Source organism: Aliihoeflea aestuarii, assembly GCF_024105665.1.
Lineage (GTDB): Bacteria > Pseudomonadota > Alphaproteobacteria > Rhizobiales > Rhizobiaceae > Aliihoeflea > Aliihoeflea aestuarii.
Genome location: NZ_JAAAMK010000005.1, coordinates 158153 through 179577, shown reverse-complemented (window position 1 = coordinate 179577; position 21425 = coordinate 158153). Strand labels below are relative to the sequence as shown.

Genomic DNA, 21425 nt, shown 5'->3' with positions numbered 1-21425 from the left:
ATGAAATCGGCACCCAGTACTCCCTGCATGGCGCTCCCACGCTGACGGCGTGAGGAGCATGAAAAAATGCGAGCGACACTGCGCGCTTGCGGATTTGGCGCGTGCCTCCAGGCCGCGTCGCTCATGCAGTGAGTATTCCAATGGACAGTTTCTTCGAGAGCCCCTTCAAGGGCAAGACGCTGGTCGAACAGGTCACGCATCAGAGCATTATCGTCGGCCGGTACAGCTATTACTCCGGCTACTATCACGGCCACAGCTTCAACGACTGCGCACGGTTCCTGCTGCCAGATGAAGGGGCAGATCGCCTGATCGTTGGCAGCTTCTGTTCGATCGGCTCCGGTGCCGCCTTCATCATGGCCGGAAACCAGGGTCACCGGAACGAGTGGATCAGCACCTTTCCATTCTTCTTCATGCCCGAGGTCCCAGCCTTCGCCGGTGCCCGGAACGGCTATAAGCCAGCGGGCGATACGGTGATCGGCAATGATGTCTGGATCGGGTCGGAAGCCATCATCATGCCCGGTATCAGGATCGGCGATGGTGCGATCATCGGAACTCGTGCGCTGGTCACGCGGGACGTCGAGCCATACGCCATCGTCGGCGGCAACCCGGCAAAGACGATCCGCAAGCGCTTCGGCGGCCACGAGATCGGCTTGCTTCTCCAAATGCGTTGGTGGGACTGGCCCGACGACCACCTAAAAAAGGCCATGCCGATCATGACCAGCGAGGACGTTACGGGCCTGCATCGCTACTGGTCACAGACAATCCGCGACACCTGATATGGAAGCCCGCCTGCTCAAACGAGTGAGGCGGGCACCCCGAACAGACCGCCGACACGAACCCGCAGCTAGCCTTGCCTTGAGTCCACTTTTGGGTGATCAGTTGGAGAACTCAACAAGCTCGGTGCAGCGATCCACTCAAGCACAACGTCAACGACAGATCGACGGGCGCAGGCGCGCCGCAAACGTGAAGGCCACCGTGTTGCAGTCCGCTGATGGTTGCAAATGGTTGCTAGGCAACTCGTAGCGGCGGCGCCAACTACCGCAAAACCAAACAAATTTAAGGGGTTGGATGGTGGGCGTGACAGGGATTGAACCTGTGACCCCTACGATGTCAACGTAGTGCTCTCCCGCTGAGCTACACGCCCATCCGACGGGCCGCATACACCATGGAAAAACGGCATCGTCAATAGGTTTGCGCCGCCTAATTCATTCGGCGAGGCTGACGCAGGGCAAGCTCGTCAGGCGGCTTGCAGCATCTTTTCGACCTCGTTGACGAGATCGCGCAGATGAAAGGGCTTGGAGAGGATCTTCGCGTCCTTCGGAGCCTTGGAATCGGGATTGAGCGCGACCGCGGCAAAGCCGGTGATGAACATCACCTTCAAATCCGGATCGATCTCCGTGGCGCGGCGCGCCAGTTCGATCCCGTCCATTTCCGGCATCACGATATCGGTCAGGAGCAGCGAGAACGGCTCCTCGCGCAACCGCTCATATGCGCTGGCGCCGTTGTCGTAGTCGATCACATCGTAGCCGGCGCGCTCCAGCGCCTTGACGAGAAACCGACGCATGTCCTCATCGTCTTCCGCGAGAAGAATTCTTGCCATCTTGCCGTTTGCAACCCTCTTTCCGAACGGGACCAGACCCGATTCGGCGCGCCCCAAGCCTATATGCGTTCGACATGGTAAACATCAAGTGAAGCAGGTGATACGGGTTTGACGCAAGTCACGCCGCTGCTGGACAGTCCTGCCCGCCGGTGGCACACAGGTCCGGTGAAACTTGAGAGTTGGTTCGACGCGCCAGATGACGAAACACCCCGATTTCGCGAGCCATGCGGCGTTTGAAGTCCGCTCGCCAGCGCGCCAGTCCGTGCCCTTCATCTTCAACTCGCCGCATAGCGGCTCCGTATATCCACGGCGCTTCCTCGACATGGCACGGCTCGACGCTCATGCGATCCGCCGTTCGGAAGATTGTTTCGTCGACGATCTTTTCGCCGGGGTGGTCGAGCAGGGCGCGCCTTTGTTGAGAGCGCATTTTCCGCGCGCTTACCTCGATGTGAACCGCGAGCCGTGGGAACTCGACCCGCGCATGTTCACCGCCGCCCTGCCCCCCTTCGCCAATACGCGCTCCGCGCGCGTGGCCGGCGGTCTCGGCACCGTGCCGAGGCTGGTCGGCGAGGGCCTCGATATCTATGCGGAAAAATTGCCGCTCGAGGAGGCGGTGGGACGCATCGAGCGCATCTACAAACCGTATCATGACCAGTTGCGCGCGCTGATCGGCGCGACGCACAAGGTGTTCGGCATCGCGGTTCTGGTCGATTGCCACTCCATGCCGGCCTCCATCCGCCTTGCAGAAAGCCGCATCCGTCCCGATTTCATCATCGGCGATCGGTACGGCATGTCCTGCATGTCGGATCTGGCGGAAACGGCGATCGCGCATCTGGCGACATGCGGCTACACGGTCGCTCACAACAAGCCCTATGCCGGCGGTTTCATCACCGAGCATTACGGACGCCCCGCGCGCGGGATTCACGCCATCCAGATCGAGATCAATCGCAGTCTCTACATGGATGAGGAAAGCCTGCTGCCGCATGATGGCTATGACCAGTTGCGCCGGGACCTTGGCGACCTCGCCGCCGCGCTGATCGCGTTGTTTGCCCCGCCCGCCGAATTGCCGATCGCAGCAGAATAAAAAAAGGCCGCCCGTGACAGCGGCCGAAGCTAGGGAGGAAACGCCCCAGAAGGGCGTGACGGAAAAAAGCCGTCGCCATGAATTTATGCTGCACTGCACAATTGTCAAGCGGCGTGTTGCGCGACTATTGCTGGCCCGAACGTTTCGGAGCCGAGCATGACCGTCACACCCGAATTCCTTCGCCGTCTGGCAAAAGCTGCGGCCGGCGAAACGCTGCCGCGTTTCAGGCAGCCGCATGACATCATCAACAAGCTTGCGGGCGGGTTCGATCCGGTCACCGAGGGCGACCGCGAGGCCGAACGCGCGATCCGCGCGCTCATCGACGGCGAATTTCCGGATCACGGTATCTTGGGGGAGGAGTTCGGATCGCACAATCTGCCGAACAGGCATTGCTGGGTGATCGACCCCATCGACGGCACCCGTGCCTTCATCTCCGGCCTGCCGCTCTGGGGCACGCTGGTCGGATTGCTGGAGGATGGCGATGCGGTCGCCGGCATGATGAGCCAGCCATTCACGGGCGAGCTTTTCTATGCAACGAGCGGATCGGCGCATTATGAAGGCCCAGGCGGGCCGCGCGTTCTGAAGACGCGTGACACCACCGAGCTTGCCGACGCGACTCTCTGCACCACGACGCCGTCGCTGTTTCTCGACGATGCACGTATGCGCTACGACCGGGTCGAGGCCGCGGTGCGCCTTGCCCGCTACGGCACCGATTGCTACGCCTATTCCATGCTGGCTGCCGGACAGGTCGATCTCGTCGTCGAAACCGGCCTTCAGCCCTACGATATCGTCGCCCTTATCCCGATCATCGAGGCGGCGGGCGGCGTGATCACCACGCTTGACGGCGGTGCGGCCGAAGACGGTGGCTTCATTGTGGCCGCCGCGACCGCAAAGCTGCATGCGACCGCCATCGAGATGCTGAACGACTGATCAACGCGGCAGGACCGTCGAGCCCATCAGTTCCTTGTCGATCGCGTGGGCGGCCTGCCGCCCCTCGCGGATCGCCCAGACGACCAGCGACTGACCGCGGCGGATGTCCCCGGCGACGAACAGCTTGTCGACATTCGTCTTATAGTCCTGGTCGTTGCCCGTGACGTTTCGCGAACCGCGCTTGTCGGTTACCGTGGCAAGGTTCTCGCCGAGTTGGTCGACCAGACCGCCGACGAGCGGGCCGGCGAAGCCGATGGCGATGAAGGCGAGATCGGCCTTGATGACGAATTCCGTCCCTTCGACCGGCTTGCGCTTTTCGTCAACCTCGCAGCACTTGACGCCTGTCAGCAGACCGTCTTCGTCACCGACGAATTCGAGCGTAGCGACCTGAAATTCGCGGTCGGCGCCTTCGGCCTGGCTGGACGAGGTGCGCATCTTCGTCGCCCAATAGGGCCACACGGAGAGTTTGTCCTCGCGCACCGGCGGCTGCGGGCGGATGTCGAGTTGGGTGACGCGCACGGCGCCCTGACGGAACGAGGTGCCCACGCAGTCGGACGCCGTATCGCCGCCGCCCACGACCACCACATGCTTGCCCCCGGCCAGGATCGGATCGGACGCCCAGGCGCGCGACTGGATGTCCTCGCCGCCGACGCGCCGGTTCTGCTGGACGAGATAGGGCATCGCGTCATGCACGCCCTTGAGCTCGCGCCCCGGAATGCCGGCCGGGCGCGGGTTCTCCGAACCGCCGCAGTAAAGGACGGCATCGAACTCGGTCGTCAGCTCATCAAGCGTCTTGTCGGTGCCGATGTCGACGCCGCAATGGAAGGTGACGCCCTCGCCCTGCATCTGTTCGACGCGTACGTCGATATAGCGCTTCTCGATCTTGAAGTCGGGAATGCCATAGCGCATCAGGCCGCCGGGCTTCGATTCCCGTTCGAAGACGTGAACGTCGTGGCCGACGCGTCCAAGCTGCTGTGCAGCCGCCATGCCGGTCGGGCCGGAGCCGATGATGGCGACGCGCTTGCCGGTTTTGGCAGGCGCAGGCTGCGGGCGGATAAGGCCCTTCTCATAAGCCTTGTCGGCGATTGCCTGCTCGATCGTCTTGATGGCGACCGGAATGTCCTCAAGGTTGAGCGTGCACGCTTCTTCGCACGGCGCGGGACAGATGCGGCCGGTCCATTCGGGAAAGTTGTTCGTCGAATGGAGGTTGCGGATCGCTCCTTCCCAGTCCTTGGCATAGACGAGGTCGTTCCAGTCCGGAATCTGGTTGTGGACAGGACAGCCCGTCGGCCCATGGCAGAAGGGAATGCCGCAATCCATGCAGCGCGCGGCCTGTTTCTCGACCTCCGGCTCGGACATCGGAAGCGTGAACTCCCTGAAATGACGGATGCGGTCGGAAGCCGGCTGGTACTTGTGCACCTGCCGGTCGATCTCGAGAAAGCCTGTTACCTTGCCCATAGTTCAGTCCAATCGTCTGCAAGCCTTGCGGCCTTGAAATGCGATCAAGGGTGAATGGGAGGCGGCCTACTCGGCCGCCACGCCCATGCGCATGCGTTCCATCTCGATCAGCGCGCGTTTGTACTCGACCGGCATGACCTTCCGGAATTTCGGGCGGTAGTCGGCCCAATTGTCCAAGATGGTCTGCCCCCGCGTTGAGCCGGTGTGCTCCACATGGCTGCGAATGAGCTGGTAGAGGCGCTCTTCGTCATGGCTCGTCATATCGGCCTGAACGTCGACGCGGCCCTTATGGTCGATGTCGCCACCATGATGGTGGAGGCGTTCGAGAAGTTCGTCCTCCTCCGGCACCGGTTCGAGTTCGACCATCGCCATGTTGCAGCGCTCGGCGAAGTCGCCTGCCTCGTCCAGCACATAGGCGATGCCGCCCGACATGCCGGCCGCGAAGTTGCGGCCCGTCTTGCCAAGGACCACGACGATACCGCCCGTCATGTATTCGCAGCCATGATCACCGACGCCCTCGACCACCGCAATGGCACCGGAGTTGCGTACCGCGAAACGCTCGCCGGCAAATCCGCGGAAGTAGCATTCGCCCTCAGTCGCACCATAAAGCACCGTATTGCCGACGATGATCGAATCCTCGGCGACGATACGGGTGTTTTCCGGCGGACGGATGACGATGCGGCCGCCCGACAGCCCCTTGCCCACATAATCATTGCCATCGCCGATCAAATTGAACGTGACGCCCTTGGCGAGGAACGCCGCGAAGGACTGCCCGGCCGTGCCGGTCAGCGTCACGCTGATCGTGCCGTCACGCAGGCCCTTATGGCCGAACCGCTTGGCGACCTCGCCCGACAGCATCGCGCCGGTCGAGCGATCCACGTTGCGGATGTCGGCTGCGATCTCGACCGGCTGGCGCGCGTCGAGCGCCGGCGCAGCCTCGGCGATCAGCCTGCGGTCGAGCACGTCGTCGATCGGATGCTGCTGACGCTGCGTCCAGTACGTCTCTTCCTTCGGCGCATCGGGCTTGAAGAACATCTTGGAGAAATCGAGGCCCTTCGATTTCCAGTGCGAGAACGCCTCGTCCTTCGCCAAAAGTTCGGACTGGCCGATGATCTCGTCGAGCTTGCGATAGCCCATCGAGGCCAGCAACTCGCGTACTTCCTCGGCGACGAAGAAGAAGAAGTTGATGACGTGCTCGGGCGTGCCCTTGAAGCGCTTGCGCAGCACCGGGTCCTGCGTGGCGACACCCACCGGACAGGTGTTGAGGTGACACTTGCGCATCATGATGCAGCCGGCAGCGATAAGCGGCGCGGTCGAGAAGCCGAACTCGTCGGCCCCCAGAAGCGCGCCCACGATCACGTCGCGGCCGGTGCGCAGCCCGCCATCGACCTGAAGCGCAACGCGTGAGCGCAGACCGTTGAGAACGAGCGTCTGATGCGTCTCGGCAAGGCCCATTTCCCACGGGGACCCGGCATGCTTGATCGAGGTCAGTGGCGAAGCGCCCGTACCACCGTCATAGCCCGATACGGTGATGTGGTCGGCGCGCGCCTTGGCGACGCCCGCCGCGACCGTGCCGACACCCACTTCCGAGACCAGCTTGACGGACACGTCAGCGGCCGGATTGACGTTCTTCAGGTCGTAGATGAGTTGCGCCAGATCCTCGATGGAATAGATGTCGTGGTGCGGCGGCGGCGAGATGAGGCCGACGCCCGGCGTGGAGTGGCGCACCTTGGCGATGGTCGCGTCGACCTTGTGGCCGGGAAGCTGACCGCCCTCGCCGGGCTTTGCGCCCTGCGCGACCTTGATCTGCATCATGTCGGAATTGACGAGATATTCCGCCGTCACGCCGAAACGACCGGACGCGACCTGCTTGATCGCGGAACGCTCCGGGTTGGGCGAGCCGTCTCGCAACGGGAAATACCGATCCGGCTCTTCGCCGCCCTCGCCTGTGTTCGACTTGCCGCCGATCCGGTTCATCGCGACGGCCAGCGTCGAATGCGCCTCGCGGCTGATCGAGCCGAACGACATCGCGCCCGTCGAAAAGCGCTTGACCAGTTCGACCGCCGATTCCACCTCATCGAGCGCCACAGGCGCGCGGCCGGTTTCGGTCGCAAGCTTGATCCTGAAGAGGCCGCGAATGGACTTCGCATCGGCGGCGCTGCCGTCGATCTGCGCGGAATACTGCTTGTAGGTTTCGGCAGAGTTCAGCCGGACAGCGTGCTGGAGCGTCGCCACAGCATCGGGCGACCACATATGAGCCTCGCCGCGAATTCGATACATATATTCGCCGCCGACCTCGAGTGCGTTCTTCAGCACCGGATCGTCGCTGAACGCCGACTGGTGGCGCAGAACGGTCTCGGCTGCAATCTCGTCCAGCCCGACGCCCTCGATGGTCGTCGCCGTACCGAAGAAGAAGCGCTCAACGAACTCCGAATTGAGACCGATTGCGTCGAAAATCTGCGCGCCGCAATAGGATTGATAGGTCGAAATGCCCATCTTGGACATGACCTTCAGGATGCCCTTGCCGATCGACTTGATGAAGCGATAGACGACTTCGCTCGCATCGACCTCCGGCGGGAAGTCCCCGCGCCGGTGCATCTCGGTCAGCGTATCGAAGGCGAGATACGGGTTGATCGCCTCCGCGCCAAAACCTGCCAGACAGGCGAAGTGATGCACTTCGCGCGGCTCGCCCGATTCCACGACGAGGCCGACCGCCGTGCGCATGCCCTTGCGGATCAGGTGATGGTGCACGGCGGCAGTCGCGAGCAGCGCCGGGATCGCGATGCGATCCGGCCCGACCTGGCGATCCGACAGGATGATGATGTTGTAGCCGCCGACGACGGCCGCTTCCGCGCGCTCGCACAGACGGTCGAGCGCGCCCTGCATCCCGGCGGCACCCTCGACGGACGAATAGGTCACGTCGATCGTCTTGGTGTCGAAACGGTCTTCGGTGTGGCCGATCGAGCGAATCTTCTCCAGATCGCCGTTCGTCAGGATCGGCTGACGCACTTCCAGCCGCTTGCGCCGCGACGAGCCGACGAGGTCGAAGATGTTCGGACGCGGCCCGATGAACGAGACGAGGCTCATGACGAGTTCCTCGCGGATCGGATCGATCGGCGGGTTCGTCACCTGCGCGAAGTTCTGCTTGAAATACGTATAGAGCAGCTTCGACTTGTCAGACATCGCGGAGATGGGCGTGTCGGTGCCCATCGAGCCGATGGCTTCCATGCCCGTCGTCGCCATCGGCGACATCAGGATCTTGGTGTCTTCCTGCGTGTAGCCGAACACCTGCTGGCGATCGATCAGCGACACGTCGTTGCGCGGCGCGCGCGGCTGGACGGGCTTCAACTCTTCCAAAATGAGCTGCGTGTTCTTCAGCCACTGCCGGTAGGGATGCTGCGAGGCGATCTCGGTCTTGATCTCGTCGTCCGAGATGATACGGCCCTGATCGATATCGATCAGGAGCATGCGGCCCGGCTGGAGCCGCCACTTGGTCACGACCTTCTCTTCCGGAACCGGCAATACGCCCGCCTCCGACGCCATGATGACGCGGTCGTCGTCGGTGACGATGTAACGCGCGGGCCTGAGGCCGTTGCGGTCGAGCGTCGCGCCGATCTGGCGTCCATCGGTGAAGACCACGGCGGCCGGCCCGTCCCAAGGCTCCATCAGCGCGGCGTGATATTCATAGAACGCGCGGCGCTCTTCGCTCATCAGCTTGTTGCCGGCCCAGGCTTCCGGGATCAGCATCATCGCCGCATGGGTCAGCGAATAGCCACCCTGATAGAGAAATTCGAGCGCATTGTCGAAACAGGCAGTGTCCGACTGGCCCTCATAGGAGATCGGCCACAGCTTCGAAATGTCGTTGCCGAAAAGCTCGGAATCGACCGACGCCTGCCGCGCCGCCATCCAGTTGACGTTGCCGCGCAGCGTGTTGATCTCGCCATTATGCGCGACCATGCGATAGGGATGCGCCAGCTTCCACGACGGGAACGTGTTGGTCGAAAAGCGCTGGTGGACGAGGATCAGAGCGCTTTCGAAACGCGGATCGGAAAGGTCGGTATAATAGGCGCCGACCTGATAGGCCAGGAACATGCCCTTGTAGACGATCGTCCGGCACGAGATCGAAACGATATAGAAGCCGTCGTCGCGCCCGCCTGAATGTTCGTACATGCGCGCCGAAACGACCTTGCGCAGGACATAGAGACGACGTTCGAACGTGTCCTCGTCCATACCGTCGGGCCGGGCGAGGAAGACCTGCCGGTGAACCGGCTCGGAAGCGGCGATGTCCGGCGCCTTGGACAAAGAGGAATTGTCGACCGGCACGTTGCGGAAGCCAATCAGCGCGATACCTTCGGACTGCGCCACCTCGGCGATGACGGTCTCGACGTGAGACACCATCGCATCGTCCTGCGGCAGGAAGACGTGACCAACGCCATAGGCCCCAGCCGGCGGCAGTTCGATGCCCTGCGCCGCCATCTCCTCGCGAAAGAAGCGGTCGGGAATTTGCACCAGCACGCCCGCGCCGTCGCCCATCAGCGGGTCCGCGCCCACCGCGCCGCGATGCGTCAAATTCTCGAGCATGAACAGCCCGTCCTTGACGATCTGGTGCGACTTCGCGCCCTTCATGTTGGCGATGAAGCCGACGCCGCATGCATCATGCTCGTTGCGGGGATCATAGAGACCTTGCGCCGACGGAAGGCCGTTTTTGCGGGCAGTCGCTTTCGTCTGCACGGCCGGCATCGATGCGGGCATCACAGCTTGCGTCTTCTCGCTCATGGCATCTCTCCGTCGGGCCCGGTTTGCGGGCGGTCGTCTCGTCCTCCGGGCGCACATTCACGCGCACCCAATTTTGCAGTCGCGGCATATATGTCAAAAGGTCTTTCGCCGACCTGTGGTTCGGCGATCAGCCGACCTGTCGGCACATGACCGATACATCGTGCCAAGCGGCGGCACAAACACGAACGGCTTTGGGGCGATCTTACCCTGCCCGGCGCTCTGTCGGCAAACCGCAAATAAGACAGCAATGCTGTCCTAAATTCGATATGACAGAAATCAAAAGCCCGCACAAGATGCAAGTGCAAAAAAAACAGGCGATTGACGACATATTGTTTCGCGAATTGGCGACGCGTCGGAATCTTTGCCAAGCACCATTGTCGGTTAGCTGTGGACCTTGCCACCGAACGGCCAAGCTGGTTTGAGAAACGCAGACAATCAAGAGGTCACTTCGCATGCATTTCGCCTCCGACAATTGGGCCGGCGCCCATCCCGACATCGCGCGCAATCTGGTCACGCACTCGGCGGGCTTCGTCCCTGCCTATGGCGCAAGCGAGGTCGACCGCAGGGTCGAAGCCAGTTTCAGCGAAATCTTCGAACGCGAGGTCGCGGTGTTCTTCGTCGGCACCGGCACGGCGGCGAATTCGCTCGCGCTCACCGCTTTCGATCGCGCCGGCGGCGTGTCTTTCTGTCATCGTGAGGCCCATGTGGCCGCAGACGAATGCGGCGCACCGGAATATTTCATGGGCGGCTCGCGCCTCCATGCCGTCGACGGTTCTCTGGGCCGAATCGATCCTGCCAGACTCAAAGCGGCGATCGAACGATTCCCGCCGGAATTCGTCCATGGTGGCCGTCCAGCCGCCGTTACGATCACGCAGGCAAGCGAAGTCGGCACGGTCTATACGCCTGACGCGATCGACACGATCGCCGCGCTGTGCCGGGAGCACGATATTCCGCTGCACATGGACGGCGCGCGTTTTGCCAATGCCCTCGTTTCGCTCGATATCTCCCCCGCCGAAATGACATGGAAGCGCGGCGTCGACGTCCTGTCCTTCGGCGGCACGAAAAATGGCTGCTGGTGCGCCGAAGCGGTCGTCTTCTTCGATCCCGGCAAGGCGAAGGATTTTCCATTCGTGCGCAAGCGGGCCGCGCAGCTTTTCTCCAAGTCGCGCTTCATCGCGGCCCAGTTCGAAGCCTATTTCGCCGACGACCTCTGGCTGAAGACCGCACGCCATTCCAACGCCATGGCCGCGCGCCTTGCGGGCCACTTCACCGCATCGCCCAACGCGCGCCTCGGCTGGAGACCCGAAGCCAACGAAGTGTTCCCGATCTTGTCGAACGGCCTTGTCGACGAACTCAAGGAAAAGGGCGCGGTGTTCTACGCGTGGCCGACACCGGCGGGCCTCGATGTCGGCCCGGACGAGACTTTGTGCCGGTTCGTGACCAGCTTCGCCACGACCGAAGCCGAAGTCGACGAGGTCGCGCGGCTGATTGGCTGACGACCGATGAAACGAAAAAGACCCGGGATTGCTCCCGGGTCTTTTGTCGTGAGACGATCCGGATCAGATCTGGAAGTACCGCTCGCGCGCCTGGATGAAGAGCGAGTCCGTGCCTTCGGTCTTGCGGCGAACGATGTTCAGCGCCGATACGAAGCTCTCTGCGACCTTCTTCGTCAGTTCGTCGCCCGAAGAGCGCAGTTCCTCGAGGATGTCCTTGGCGGCGACGGCACCCGCTTCCATGATTTCCTCAGGAAACTGGCGGACCTGAACGCCGTGATTGTCCACCAGCGTCTGCAATGCGCGCGGATCGTTGGCAGCGAAGTCGGCTGCCACGGCATCGTATTCCGCCTGGCACACGTCGCGGACGATCGCCTGAAGGTCGTCCGGCAAAGCCTGGAACTTGGCCTTGTCGACGACAAGTTCGGTCGCCAGTCCCGGCTCGATGAAGCTGGGGAAATAGTAGTTCTTGGCGATCTGGTAGAAGCCGAGCGCGAGATCGTTGTACGGGCCGACGAATTCGGCGGCGTCGAGCGTGCCCGACTGGAGCGCCTGGAAGATTTCGCCTGCCGCCATGTTGGTGACGGATGCGCCGAGCCTCTGCCAGACCTGACCGCCGAGGCCGGGCGTGCGGAAGCGCAGGCCCTGAATATCGGAAACGCCGGTCAGTTCGTTGCGGAACCAGCCGCCGGCCTGTGTGCCGGTGTCGCCCGACAGGAAGCCCTGAACGCCGAACTGGTCGTAGATCTCGTCCCAGACTTCCTGACCGCCGAGATAGCGGACCCAGCCGGTCAGTTCGCGAGAGGTCATGCCGAAGGGAACGCCGGTGAAGAAGTTGAGGCCCTGGCTTTTGTTCTGCCAGTAATAGGCGGCACCGTGGCTCATCTCGGCATTGCCGTCGATGACGGCGTCGAGGGCCTGGAGCGGCGGCACGAGTTCGCCTGCCGAATAGACCTGAACCGTCAGGCGGCCGCCCGATGCGGCGGTGATGCGATCACCGAGGCGCTGAGCGCCCACGCCCATGCCCGGAAAATTGCGTGGCCAGGTCGTGACCATGCGCCACGTCTGGTTGCCCTGCGCGATGGCGGGCGCTGCAAGCGTGGTCGATGCGGCAACGGCGCCGGCGCCGGCAAAACCGGCCTTTGTCAGAAACGAACGACGATCCATAAGAAACCTCCCGTAATGGACCTCAAATATCTGTCGGTTTTCGGGAATCTGGCATGGCACGTCAGCGCGTCCTCCCCCCGAGGCCGGGCCGTATACATACACGGCAAGGACATCAAGTCCAGCGCCAAGACGCGCCACGACTGAACTTGCCTAACGTCTTGCACCGCCTCGACAAAACTGCCTCTTTCATGTGCAGGGATTTCATGCTGCTTACACCCTGCCGGCTTGGAGACGTCATCATTTCACGCTAGATATGTCGATGACGATCATTTCAGGAAAAATGCAGTGACCCAGCCGCTTGTCGCCGTCTCGACCGACATTCGCCAGTTCGAGAACTACACCTGGCACGCCGCCCCGCACCAATATCTGGATGCGGCGCTGTCTAAAGCCGGCGTTCTCCCGCTTCTGGTGCCCTCGTTCGGTGACCGTATCGATTTCGACGCGCTTTTGTCGCGGGTCGATGGCGTGCTGCTCACCGGTTCGAAATCGAACGTCCACCCGTCGCTCTATGATGGCGATGCAAGCGAGGCGAACGGCCCGTACGATCCGGCGCGCGACGCGACGACTATGCCGCTGATCCGCAAGGCGATCGAGCGCGGCGTGCCGCTCTTGGCGATCTGCCGGGGCATTCAGGAACTGAACGTCGCGCTCGGTGGCTCGCTGGCGACCGAAATTCAGGATGGCGAAGGCATGCTCGACCATCGCGCACCCGAAAGTCCGGACCAGGACGAGCGCTTCGCCATCCGCCAGTCCGTACGTATAAAGGAAGGCACCTGCCTTGCGGGCGTGTTCGGCTCGCAGGAAATCCAGGTCAACTCCGTGCACCGTCAGGCGATCGGCGAGATCGCGCCGAGATTGCAGGTGGAAGCGGTTGCAAAGGACGGCACCATCGAGGCCGTATCGGTCATCGGCTCGAAAGCCTTTGCGGTGGGCGTGCAGTGGCATCCCGAATACTGGGCGGCGAGTGATAGCGCGTCGGCGCGCATCTTCGAGGCTTTTGGCGAGGCCGCGCGCGCCCATGAAGCCGCCCGCACGCGGCTCGCAGCAGCAGAGTAAAGCGGATCAGTCCAGCGCGACGAGACGGACGAGAGGCGCTTGCGGCTCGTAGGAAACATGGGTGTCGCCCTCGGCGGCAGCGAAACGAATGACCGCTTTTCCGTCTGCGCCGAGAAAGTCGATCGTGCCGTCGTCGTTCTCTTCGATCATGGCGGCAGGCGCGATGGGATCGAGAGCCGCCGTGCAGCCCGGTTCGATATCGAGACGCGCGACCTTCTCGCGAACGGCACCCTGGGTGATGCGACATTCCACATCGCCTGAAATGAGCAGATAGTCGTTCGGATAGTTCATGTCCGCGCGGGCCGAACCTGCGTTTTCCTGCATGCCTTGGCCCAAAGCGATGAGCGCGACGGTCGCGGCGAGAGCGGCAAGGGTAGTCTTCATGTCGTCACTCCATTCGCCTCCCCGCCCGAGACTGGACTGCCATGGTTAACGACGCGTTAAGCTCCACTTGCGGCACGATAAAGGCATCGCGTCACTTCCGTTTCGCCAGCGCGATCGTTTCGGCGACCGGCGTCAAGGCCTCGCCGCGTGAGAACCAAGCGATCAGATTGTCGACGACCAGATCGGCCATCGCCTCGCGTGTGTGGATCGTGGCCGAGCCGACATGGGGAAGCAGGCTCGCATTCGGCGCATCGATGAGCGCCTGCGGAACGTTCGGTTCGTCATAGAACACGTCGAGACCCGCCGCCTGGATCGTGCCGTCATGGAGCGCGGCGGCAAGGGCGTCTTCATCGACGGTATTGCCGCGCCCGATATTAACGAACACACCCGTCGGACCCAGCGCCTTGAGAATTTCGGCATCGACGATCTTTTGCGTCTGCGGCGTCGACGGCGCGACGGAGATCAGCGTGTCCACATTGGCCGCGAGTTCGACGAGGCTGTCGAAATAGGCGTAGGAAACGCCCTCGACCGGCCGCCGGTTGTGATAGCTCACCGGCAGGCCGAACGCCTCGATCCGCTTGGCGATCGCAAGTCCGATGCGGCCCATGCCGAAAATGCCGACCCGGCGGCCGCGCAGCGTGCCGTTGGTCAAACGATACGCACCCTCACTCACCCAGAGCCCGTCGCGCAGCCATTGCTCGGCCTTGGGCAGTTCGCGCACGGCATTGATCAGCAGCCCGATGGCCGTATCGGCAACTTCGTCCGTCAGCACGTCCGGCGTGTTGGTGACGACGACATTGCGGGTCGCGGCATAGGCGGCATCCACATGGTCGTAGCCGACCCCGAAGCTCGACACGATTTCCAGTTGCGGCAGCGTATCGATCAAAGCGGGATCGACCGTTGCCGCCGCAGCGACCGCCTTGATCTTTCTTGCATGTTCGCCCGCAAGCGCGTCGCCCTCACCTCCCCGCACGATCGTGAAGGTTTCCTCCAGCCTCGCGGCGGCGTGAGGATGCAGCTTGCCCCGAATGAGCAGCGTTACGGATTTCAGGTCGTTCTCCGGCATGAAATTTCCTTGATCTGGATCGGCCAGGTCGGCCGGCTTCAGTTTTTGCCTACGCTCGATGTCGACTGACGAATATGAAGTTCCGGGGTGATCAGGTCCTGATCGCCGTGAACCTCGACGCCCGACAGGCGGTCGACCAGCGCCTTTGCCGCCTGACGACCGACTTCACGCTGGCCGTTCCACACGGTCGTCAGGGCAGGCGTCGCGATGGCCGCCTCTTCGAGATCATCATAGCCGGTGACCGAAATGTCGACCCCCGGCCGAAGCCCGGCGCGTGCCAGACCGTTCATCAGGCCGATCGCGACGAGATCGTTCCAGCAAACGGCGGCCGTCGGGCCGTCGGCAAGATTGAGAAACTCGCCGACCGCATCGAACCCGCCCTGCTTGGTGCGCGGGCCTGCAATGCGCCATTCGGGACGCGGCTCGAGGCCCGCACGCTCCATCGCTGCCACATAGCCGCGATAGCGCTCACGGCCCGTCGAGGTCTGGTCGGTGCCGCCGATCATGGCGATACGCGTATGGCCAAGGCCGATCAAATGGTCTGTCGCAAGCCCCACGCCGAATGCGTCGTCGCCGCGAAAGACCGGCACGTCGGCACCCTCGACCGAACGCGCGATGAGCACCGCAGGCAGTCCGTTTTCCTCCGCCATCATGATGTCGGCCGCCGGCGTTCCGATGGCAGGCGACATGATCACGCCGTCCGCGCCCAGTTGCAGCAGCGTATCGATGAAGTTTCGCTGCTTTTCCAGATCGTCATAATGGTTGGACAGGATGAACGTCTGGCGCGAGCGATCAAGTTCGTGCTCGATCGATTTCAGGATTTCCGCAAAGAACGGGTTCATGATGTCGTGCACGACGACGCCGACGATGCCCGAGCGCGACGTTCGCAAGGATGCGGCGCGGCGATTGTAGATATAGCCGATCTCGCGCGCATGCGCCTTGATGCGATCACGCGTTGCATCTGCCACGAGCGGGCTGTCCCGCAGCGCGAGCGAAACCGTCGCGGTGGAAACGCCAAGCGCGTCGGCAATGGTGGACAGCTTGATCTTCTGGCCCAGAACCCCCTCCCGGATCGGTCCGCAGGATTAAACCGTTTAAACCTATGCCATCACAGCCGCGTGATTCAAAGCTTTTTTGCCAGATCGCGCGCTTCGGAGTTCGGAAGCGAGCGGCTTTGCAGCCGCAGCCGCGTTTCGCGATGCACGATATAGAGCCCGCTCGCCACGATGATCGCCGATCCGACGAGCGTCCACATATCGGGAAGATCGGCGAAGACGAGATAGCCGAGCGCGATCATCCAGACCATCTGGAGATAGGGATAAGGCGCCAGCGCCGAGGTCGACGCCTGCTTGTAGGCGTGGATCAGGAACCAGTGCCCCACGGCGCCGTAAAGGCCGAGCGACAGGAGCACCGCCCACTGGAAACCGGTGTCCGGCAACGAACCGTAGAACGGGACCGTCGGCGCCATCAAGATGACGGGCGCAAGCGCGGAATAGAAGATGAGGCTCTCGGCCGTTTCCTTCGCGCCCATCTGCCGCGTCATGATGACGTAAAGGCAATAGGACGCCATCGCGCCGAGCGCATAGACATGACCCAGGCCGAACGTACCGTAGCCGGGCCGCGTGATGACCAGCACGCCAACGAAGCCGACGACGATGGCCAGCCAGCGACGCCAACCGGCCCATTCGCCCAGCAACGGACCTGCAAGCGCGGTGATCACCATCGGCGCGAAGAAGAAGATCGACACCGTCTCGGCAAGCTGAAGCGTTTGCAACGCCATGAAGTTGAAGATCGTCGAGCCGAACAGAAACACGCCGCGCACGACCTGCTTCGGCAGGCTGACGACCTTGAACATCGCCCGGTTCGACCATGCCCGAAACAGGATCAGAACAAGCACGACATGCACCGCAAAGCGCATCCAGGCGACGAACGGCGCTTCCATGCCGGACTGGACGAGATATTTCGCGCTCGTGTCGAGGATCGAGAAGGTCAGGCCCGCCAGAAGAACGAGCAGGATCGCCGAAAATGGCGTCGCGGTATCGGTGGAGGTGGCAGGCTGGGACAAGCGATTCGGCATCCGACGAATGCATGTCCCCCGAAAGCGAAACGGTAGCGGGATAAAGACATGCGTAAAAACAGGAACCTGAAGCGCATGGGACGAATCTGAAAGATCGCGACACGCTTTAGGCGTATGCCGTGTGTGGAAGCTTCACAGTCCAGGCGCAAGCGAAAACCGCAGGTTGCGCTCAGGCAGCGGTGTCGATCTGTTCCTCGACGGCGTCATCCTCTTCCTCATCCTCGACGATCGCCGAAAGATTGGCTTCGATCTGCCCGAGAAGCTTGGAGAGGGTCTTTTGGTCTTTCTTGTCGAGGCCCTTCAGGGCCTGCTTTTCCGTTTTCTTGAGGCTCTTTTCGATCGAGCGGATGGCGTCGCGGCCTGCATCGGCCAGAAAGACGTGTGCCTGCCGTGCATCCGTCTCGGATGCCTGCTTGGCGACGAAGCCCTGGACCTGCAACCGGTTGATCGTCTTGGTGATGGTCGGCGGGCGAACGCCGAGCCGTGACGCGAGCTGGCCGGGCGTCTGGCCGTCCTTGTCGGCAAGCGCCATGATGATCTGCTCCTGCCCGGCATAAAGGCCGTGGGCGAGAAGCCGCGCTGCAAGCGCGGTGCGCGTCAGCCGCGCCGCCGATTGCAGCCTCATGACAGCTCGTTTTTCAACCTTCGCCATATCGGCCTCCACCATCCTCGACGCATTTCACTTTGCAGCCCGATGCACTAGCTTGGACCGCATGAGTTCAGCACCGATATGCCATAGCTACATATCAGAAACATGACAGCCAGCGAAATAACCCCACTGCCTGCGATTTCCGTACTGCCGCTCGGTGCGACCGAGCAGCACGGGCCGCATCTGCCCTTCGAGACCGACACGCTGATTGCCGAAGCGGTCGCGAGCCGGCTGAAGGCACGGCTTGCCGGCGAAATATCGTTGCAAATCCTGCCGGTCGAGCCCGTCGGTTATTCCATCGAACATATCGATGTCGAAGGCACCAAAACGCTGAGCTTCGACGAGGCCGTAAACCGCTGGATCGGCATCGGTACGAGGCTTTCCGAACGCGGTGCACGCAGATTCGTCATGCTCAACGCTCATGGCGGCAACTCGCCGCTGATGACGATCGTGGCGACGGAACTGCGCGTGCGCCATGACATGCTCGCCGTGGCGACGAGCTGGACCCGCTTCGGCTATCCGTCCGATATCGTCAGCGCGCAGGAAAAAGCGATCGGCATTCACGGTGGATTGGTCGAGACGAGCGTGATGCTGGCGATCCGTCCCGACCTTGTCGATATGGAAAAAGCGCGTGACTTTCCCTCCGCCCAATCGCATTTCGAAAAGGAATTCACACATCTGCGCGCCTATGGCGCGCACGCATTCGGCTGGAAGATGTCGGACCTTTCGCCGGATGGCGTAACCGGAAACGCTTTCGGCGCAACGGCGGAAAAGGGCGAACGCATCCTCGACCACGCCGTTTCCGGCCTCGCCGACCTTCTGCGCGACGTGGCGAAATTCGATCTGTCGACTTTGCGCTGACCCCCGTGCAAATCGAATCGTGACGTCCTATATCGGGCCGACTTCACTTTCCTCCATTTAAGGAGACGCGGCCATGGCCGATCCGCAAACCCAGATTCCCGTCACCGTCCTCACCGGCTATCTCGGTTCCGGCAAGACGACGCTTTTGAACCGCATCCTCACCGAAGACCACGGCAAGCGCTACGCCGTCATCGTCAACGAGTTCGGCGAAATCGGCATCGACAACGATCTGATCGTGGAATCCGATGAGGAAATCTACGAGATGAACAATGGCTGCATCTGCTGCACGGTGCGCGGCGATTTGATCCGCACCGTCGAGGCTTTGATGCGCCGTCCGGGCCGTTTTGACGCCATTCTCGTCGAGACGACCGGCCTCGCCGACCCCGCCCCCGTCGCGCAGACCTTCTTCATGGACGACGACGTGCGCGCCAAGACCAAGCTCGACGCCGTCGTCGCACTGGTCGATGCCAAGCACCTGCCGCTGCGGCTCAAGGATTCCAAGGAAGCGGAAGACCAGATCGCCTTTGCCGACGTCGTGCTCCTCAACAAGACCGATCTCGTCACCGATGATGAATTGCGCGCCGTCGAGGCGACGATCCGCTCGATCAACCCGTCGGCCCGCATTCACCGCACGCAACGCTCGGCCGTGGACCTCGCCGCAGTGCTCGACCGCGGCGCGTTCGACCTGTCCCGTGCGCTCGACAACGACCCGCATTTCCTTGATCAGGACCACGAGCACAGCCACGAGCACGACCATGTCCACGGTCCCGATTGCGGCCATGATCACCACCACGACCATGCCTCGCCGATCCACGACGCGACGGTGAAATCCATTTCACTGCGCGGCGGCGACATGGACCCGAAAAAGTTCTTCCCGTGGCTGGAAAAGACCACGCAGATGGACGGCCCGAGCATCCTGCGCCTGAAAGGCATCATCGCCATCAAGGATGATCCCGAGCGTTATGTCGTGCAGGGCGTGCACATGATCATCGAAGGCGATCACCAGCGCGCGTGGAAAGACGGCGAGAAGCGCGAAAGCCGCCTCGTCTTCATCGGCCGCGACCTCGACGAGGACCGCCTGCGCCGCACCTTTGAAGCCTGCCAAGCGTAAGACTGGTTTTATGATCGCATTTTACCTTGCCCCCTTCTGGCCTGCCGGCCATCTCCCCCTCAAGGGGGGAGATCAATCTCGTCCTCGACACAGCATAATCTCCCCCCCTGCGGGGGAGATGGCCGGCAGGCCAGAGGGGGGCGCGACCAAGCGGAACCCTCTATCGGCCAGGGCTTCCTAACCGATGCCGACAGTCGCTCCGCTCGATCTCGACGGCCATTGCATCACGGCCGCCTTCATTTCCGACATCCCGCATTTCGCGCTGGCGGACGGGACGGTCCACCGTCTCGACCAAGGTCACAAAACCGTCGAAGCGCATGACGGGCTTTTGTGCGCCGTCGCCAACGACGCGCGCGACCGGCTCCTGACCGGCGGCGAGGACGGCAAGGCGTTGTCGCTTTGCGCCGATGGCAATGCCGAGACGCTTGCCGAAGCTGGCCGCAAATGGGTCTCGGCAATCGCCGCCGGCCCGCGCGGCGCGGTGGCTTTCGCCACAGGCAAGACCGCGCATGTGCGCCTGCCGGATGGCGCGGTAAAGTCGTTCGATCATCCGCGCACGGTCGAGGCGGTCGCCTTCGCCCCCAAAGGCTTGCGCATCGCGGCGGCCCGCTACAATGGCGCGACGCTGCATTTTCCGGCCACCGCCGGCAAGCCGGTCGAACTCGAATGGGCGGGCGCCCATATCGGCGTCACCTTCTCGCCCGATGGCAACTTCCTCGTCACCGCCATGCAGGAAAACGCGCTTCACGGCTGGCGGCTTTCCGACGGCAAGCACATGCGTATGACGGGCTATCCGGCCAAGGTGAAGAGCCTGTCCTGGGGGCCGAAAGGCAAGTGGCTCGCAAGCTCCGGTGCGCCGGCAGCGATCGTGTGGCCGTTCCAGACGAAGGACGGGCCGATGGGCAAACCCCCGCTCGAACTCGGCACGCGCGGCGACACGATGGCGACCGCCGTCGCCTTCCACCCGACCGAGGAAATCCTCGCCATCGGCTATGGCGACGGCATGGTGATGGCGGTCCGCGTTGCCGACGCGAAGGAAATCCTGCTGCGCCGTCCGGGCCAGTCCGCGATCACCTCGATGGACTGGGACCGCGACGGCCGCCGCATCGCCTTTGGCTCGGAAACAGGCGATTGCGGCGTGATCGATATTTCGGGCTGAAGCATTTTGCAGCCGGCCGGAACGGCTCGACGTCGCACAAAAGCGGCGCTTAAAGCTCTTTCACGAAATAGCGCACGGTCTTCTTGCCGTAGCCGGCGGTCCCGACCTCGCGAAAACCGAGCGCTGCGTGGAAGGCATCTGACGCGGGGTTGGGCGGATCGAGATTGACCTCGCAGGCGATCATCTCGTGCCCGTCCGCCTTCGCCTTTTCGAAAAGTGCTTCGTAGAACAACCTTGCCAGCCCACGCCCCCGCGCGTGTTGCGCGACCGCGATCCGGTCCACATAGGCAAAGCGGGGATAGCGCTCGCGAAACCAGATGAAATTGGGGCTGTCATAGTCGCTCGTCTCGTCGAACGCGATCAGGAACGCGTCCGCCTCACCGACGACGCCGGCGAGATAGGCAGCTTCGACAAGTCCGGCGAAGCGCACCGCATCGAGCGGCGACAACTCGTTTTCATGGCGCGTATTGAGATCGAGGACGGCGCTGAAATCTGCGGGCGTGATCGGTTGGATTTGGGTCATGGCGCTGCTTTGACTGCTTCTCCGGTCGAGG

18 protein-coding genes and 1 tRNA gene are annotated in these 21425 nt (G+C 62.5%); 8 read left to right on the top strand and 11 right to left on the bottom strand.

Annotation, left to right across the window (positions count from 1 at the left end; translation table 11 throughout):
• Window positions 1-140 precede the first annotated feature (140 nt).
• On the top strand, window positions 141-776 hold the full coding sequence (gene catB, locus GTW25_RS12715) for a type B chloramphenicol O-acetyltransferase (protein ID WP_252912502.1): 636 nt from the start codon (window positions 141-143) through the stop codon (window positions 774-776).
• A 293-nt stretch (window positions 777-1069) separates the two neighbouring features.
• Here the strand turns inward: catB and GTW25_RS12710 are convergent.
• Both GTW25_RS12710 and cpdR read right to left on the bottom strand, forming a co-directional pair.
• Window positions 1070-1144 (bottom strand) — tRNA-Val (locus GTW25_RS12710).
• 93 nt (window positions 1145-1237) lie between these two features.
• On the bottom strand, window positions 1238-1600 hold the full coding sequence (gene cpdR, locus GTW25_RS12705) for a cell cycle two-component system response regulator CpdR (RefSeq protein ID WP_252912501.1): 363 nt from the start codon (window positions 1598-1600) through the stop codon (window positions 1238-1240).
• 196 nt (window positions 1601-1796) lie between these two features.
• Here cpdR and GTW25_RS12700 point away from each other — a divergent pair, with 196 nt between their 5' ends.
• Both GTW25_RS12700 and hisN read left to right on the top strand, forming a co-directional pair.
• Window positions 1797-2684, top strand: coding sequence for an N-formylglutamate amidohydrolase (locus GTW25_RS12700; RefSeq protein ID WP_252912500.1), 888 nt, complete (start codon window positions 1797-1799; stop codon window positions 2682-2684).
• Between the two features lie 156 nt (window positions 2685-2840).
• Window positions 2841-3614: a histidinol-phosphatase gene (gene hisN, locus GTW25_RS12695; protein ID WP_252912499.1), complete on the top strand. Its 774-nt coding sequence runs from the start codon at window positions 2841-2843 to the stop codon at window positions 3612-3614.
• Here the strand turns inward: hisN and GTW25_RS12690 are convergent, their stop codons facing one another.
• Window positions 3615-5072, bottom strand: coding sequence for a glutamate synthase subunit beta (locus GTW25_RS12690; RefSeq protein WP_252912498.1), 1458 nt, complete (start codon window positions 5070-5072; stop codon window positions 3615-3617). It abuts the gene before it with no gap.
• Between the two features lie 66 nt (window positions 5073-5138).
• Window positions 5139-9848, bottom strand: coding sequence for a glutamate synthase large subunit (gltB, locus tag GTW25_RS12685; RefSeq protein WP_308206259.1), 4710 nt, complete (start codon window positions 9846-9848; stop codon window positions 5139-5141).
• A gap of 452 nt (window positions 9849-10300) precedes the next feature.
• Here gltB and GTW25_RS12680 point away from each other — a divergent pair, with 452 nt between their 5' ends.
• A complete protein-coding gene (locus GTW25_RS12680; protein ID WP_252912497.1) occupies window positions 10301-11344 on the top strand; it encodes a threonine aldolase family protein in 1044 nt (347 codons plus the stop codon).
• A 63-nt stretch (window positions 11345-11407) separates the two neighbouring features.
• On the opposite strand, the gene GTW25_RS12675 is transcribed toward GTW25_RS12680, so the two are convergent.
• Entirely contained in the window at window positions 11408-12508 is a 1101-nt protein-coding gene (locus GTW25_RS12675; protein ID WP_252912496.1) for a TRAP transporter substrate-binding protein, read from the bottom strand.
• A 285-nt stretch (window positions 12509-12793) separates the two neighbouring features.
• Here GTW25_RS12675 and GTW25_RS12670 point away from each other — a divergent pair, with 285 nt between their 5' ends.
• On the top strand, window positions 12794-13564 hold the full coding sequence (locus tag GTW25_RS12670; protein ID WP_252912495.1) for a gamma-glutamyl-gamma-aminobutyrate hydrolase family protein: 771 nt from the start codon (window positions 12794-12796) through the stop codon (window positions 13562-13564).
• Between the two features lie 6 nt (window positions 13565-13570).
• On the opposite strand, the gene GTW25_RS12665 is transcribed toward GTW25_RS12670, so the two are convergent.
• The 5 genes from GTW25_RS12665 to GTW25_RS12645 form a co-directional block, all read right to left on the bottom strand.
• Window positions 13571-13948 carry a hypothetical protein gene (locus tag GTW25_RS12665; protein WP_252912494.1) on the bottom strand — a complete coding sequence of 126 codons (378 nt, stop codon included), beginning with the start codon at window positions 13946-13948 and terminating at the stop codon, window positions 13571-13573.
• 91 nt (window positions 13949-14039) lie between these two features.
• Complete coding sequence (locus tag GTW25_RS12660; protein ID WP_252912493.1) at window positions 14040-15014, bottom strand: 2-hydroxyacid dehydrogenase; 975 nt, start codon at window positions 15012-15014, stop codon at window positions 14040-14042.
• Window positions 15015-15052: 38 nt separating this feature from the next.
• Complete coding sequence (locus GTW25_RS12655; RefSeq protein ID WP_252912562.1) at window positions 15053-16072, bottom strand: LacI family DNA-binding transcriptional regulator; 1020 nt, start codon at window positions 16070-16072, stop codon at window positions 15053-15055.
• Between the two features lie 65 nt (window positions 16073-16137).
• Window positions 16138-17079 (bottom strand): DMT family transporter, encoded by a 942-nt coding sequence (locus GTW25_RS12650; protein WP_372493159.1) that lies wholly within the window; start codon window positions 17077-17079, stop codon window positions 16138-16140.
• 181 nt (window positions 17080-17260) lie between these two features.
• Window positions 17261-17743 carry a MarR family winged helix-turn-helix transcriptional regulator gene (locus tag GTW25_RS12645; protein WP_252912491.1) on the bottom strand — a complete coding sequence of 161 codons (483 nt, stop codon included), beginning with the start codon at window positions 17741-17743 and terminating at the stop codon, window positions 17261-17263.
• Window positions 17744-17845: 102 nt separating this feature from the next.
• Here GTW25_RS12645 and GTW25_RS12640 point away from each other — a divergent pair, with 102 nt between their 5' ends.
• The 3 genes from GTW25_RS12640 to GTW25_RS12630 all read left to right on the top strand — a co-directional run bounded on the left by GTW25_RS12640 (window position 17846) and on the right by GTW25_RS12630 (window position 20871).
• Window positions 17846-18601, top strand: coding sequence for a creatininase family protein (locus GTW25_RS12640; RefSeq protein ID WP_252912490.1), 756 nt, complete (start codon window positions 17846-17848; stop codon window positions 18599-18601).
• Between the two features lie 73 nt (window positions 18602-18674).
• Entirely contained in the window at window positions 18675-19712 is a 1038-nt protein-coding gene (locus GTW25_RS12635; protein ID WP_252912489.1) for a CobW family GTP-binding protein, read from the top strand.
• 184 nt (window positions 19713-19896) lie between these two features.
• Window positions 19897-20871 (top strand): WD40 repeat domain-containing protein, encoded by a 975-nt coding sequence (locus tag GTW25_RS12630; RefSeq protein WP_252912488.1) that lies wholly within the window; start codon window positions 19897-19899, stop codon window positions 20869-20871.
• 49 nt (window positions 20872-20920) lie between these two features.
• On the opposite strand, the gene GTW25_RS12625 is transcribed toward GTW25_RS12630, so the two are convergent.
• Window positions 20921-21394, bottom strand: a complete 474-nt coding sequence (locus tag GTW25_RS12625; RefSeq protein ID WP_252912487.1) for a GNAT family N-acetyltransferase — start codon at window positions 21392-21394, stop codon at window positions 20921-20923.
• Window positions 21395-21425 lie beyond the last annotated feature (31 nt).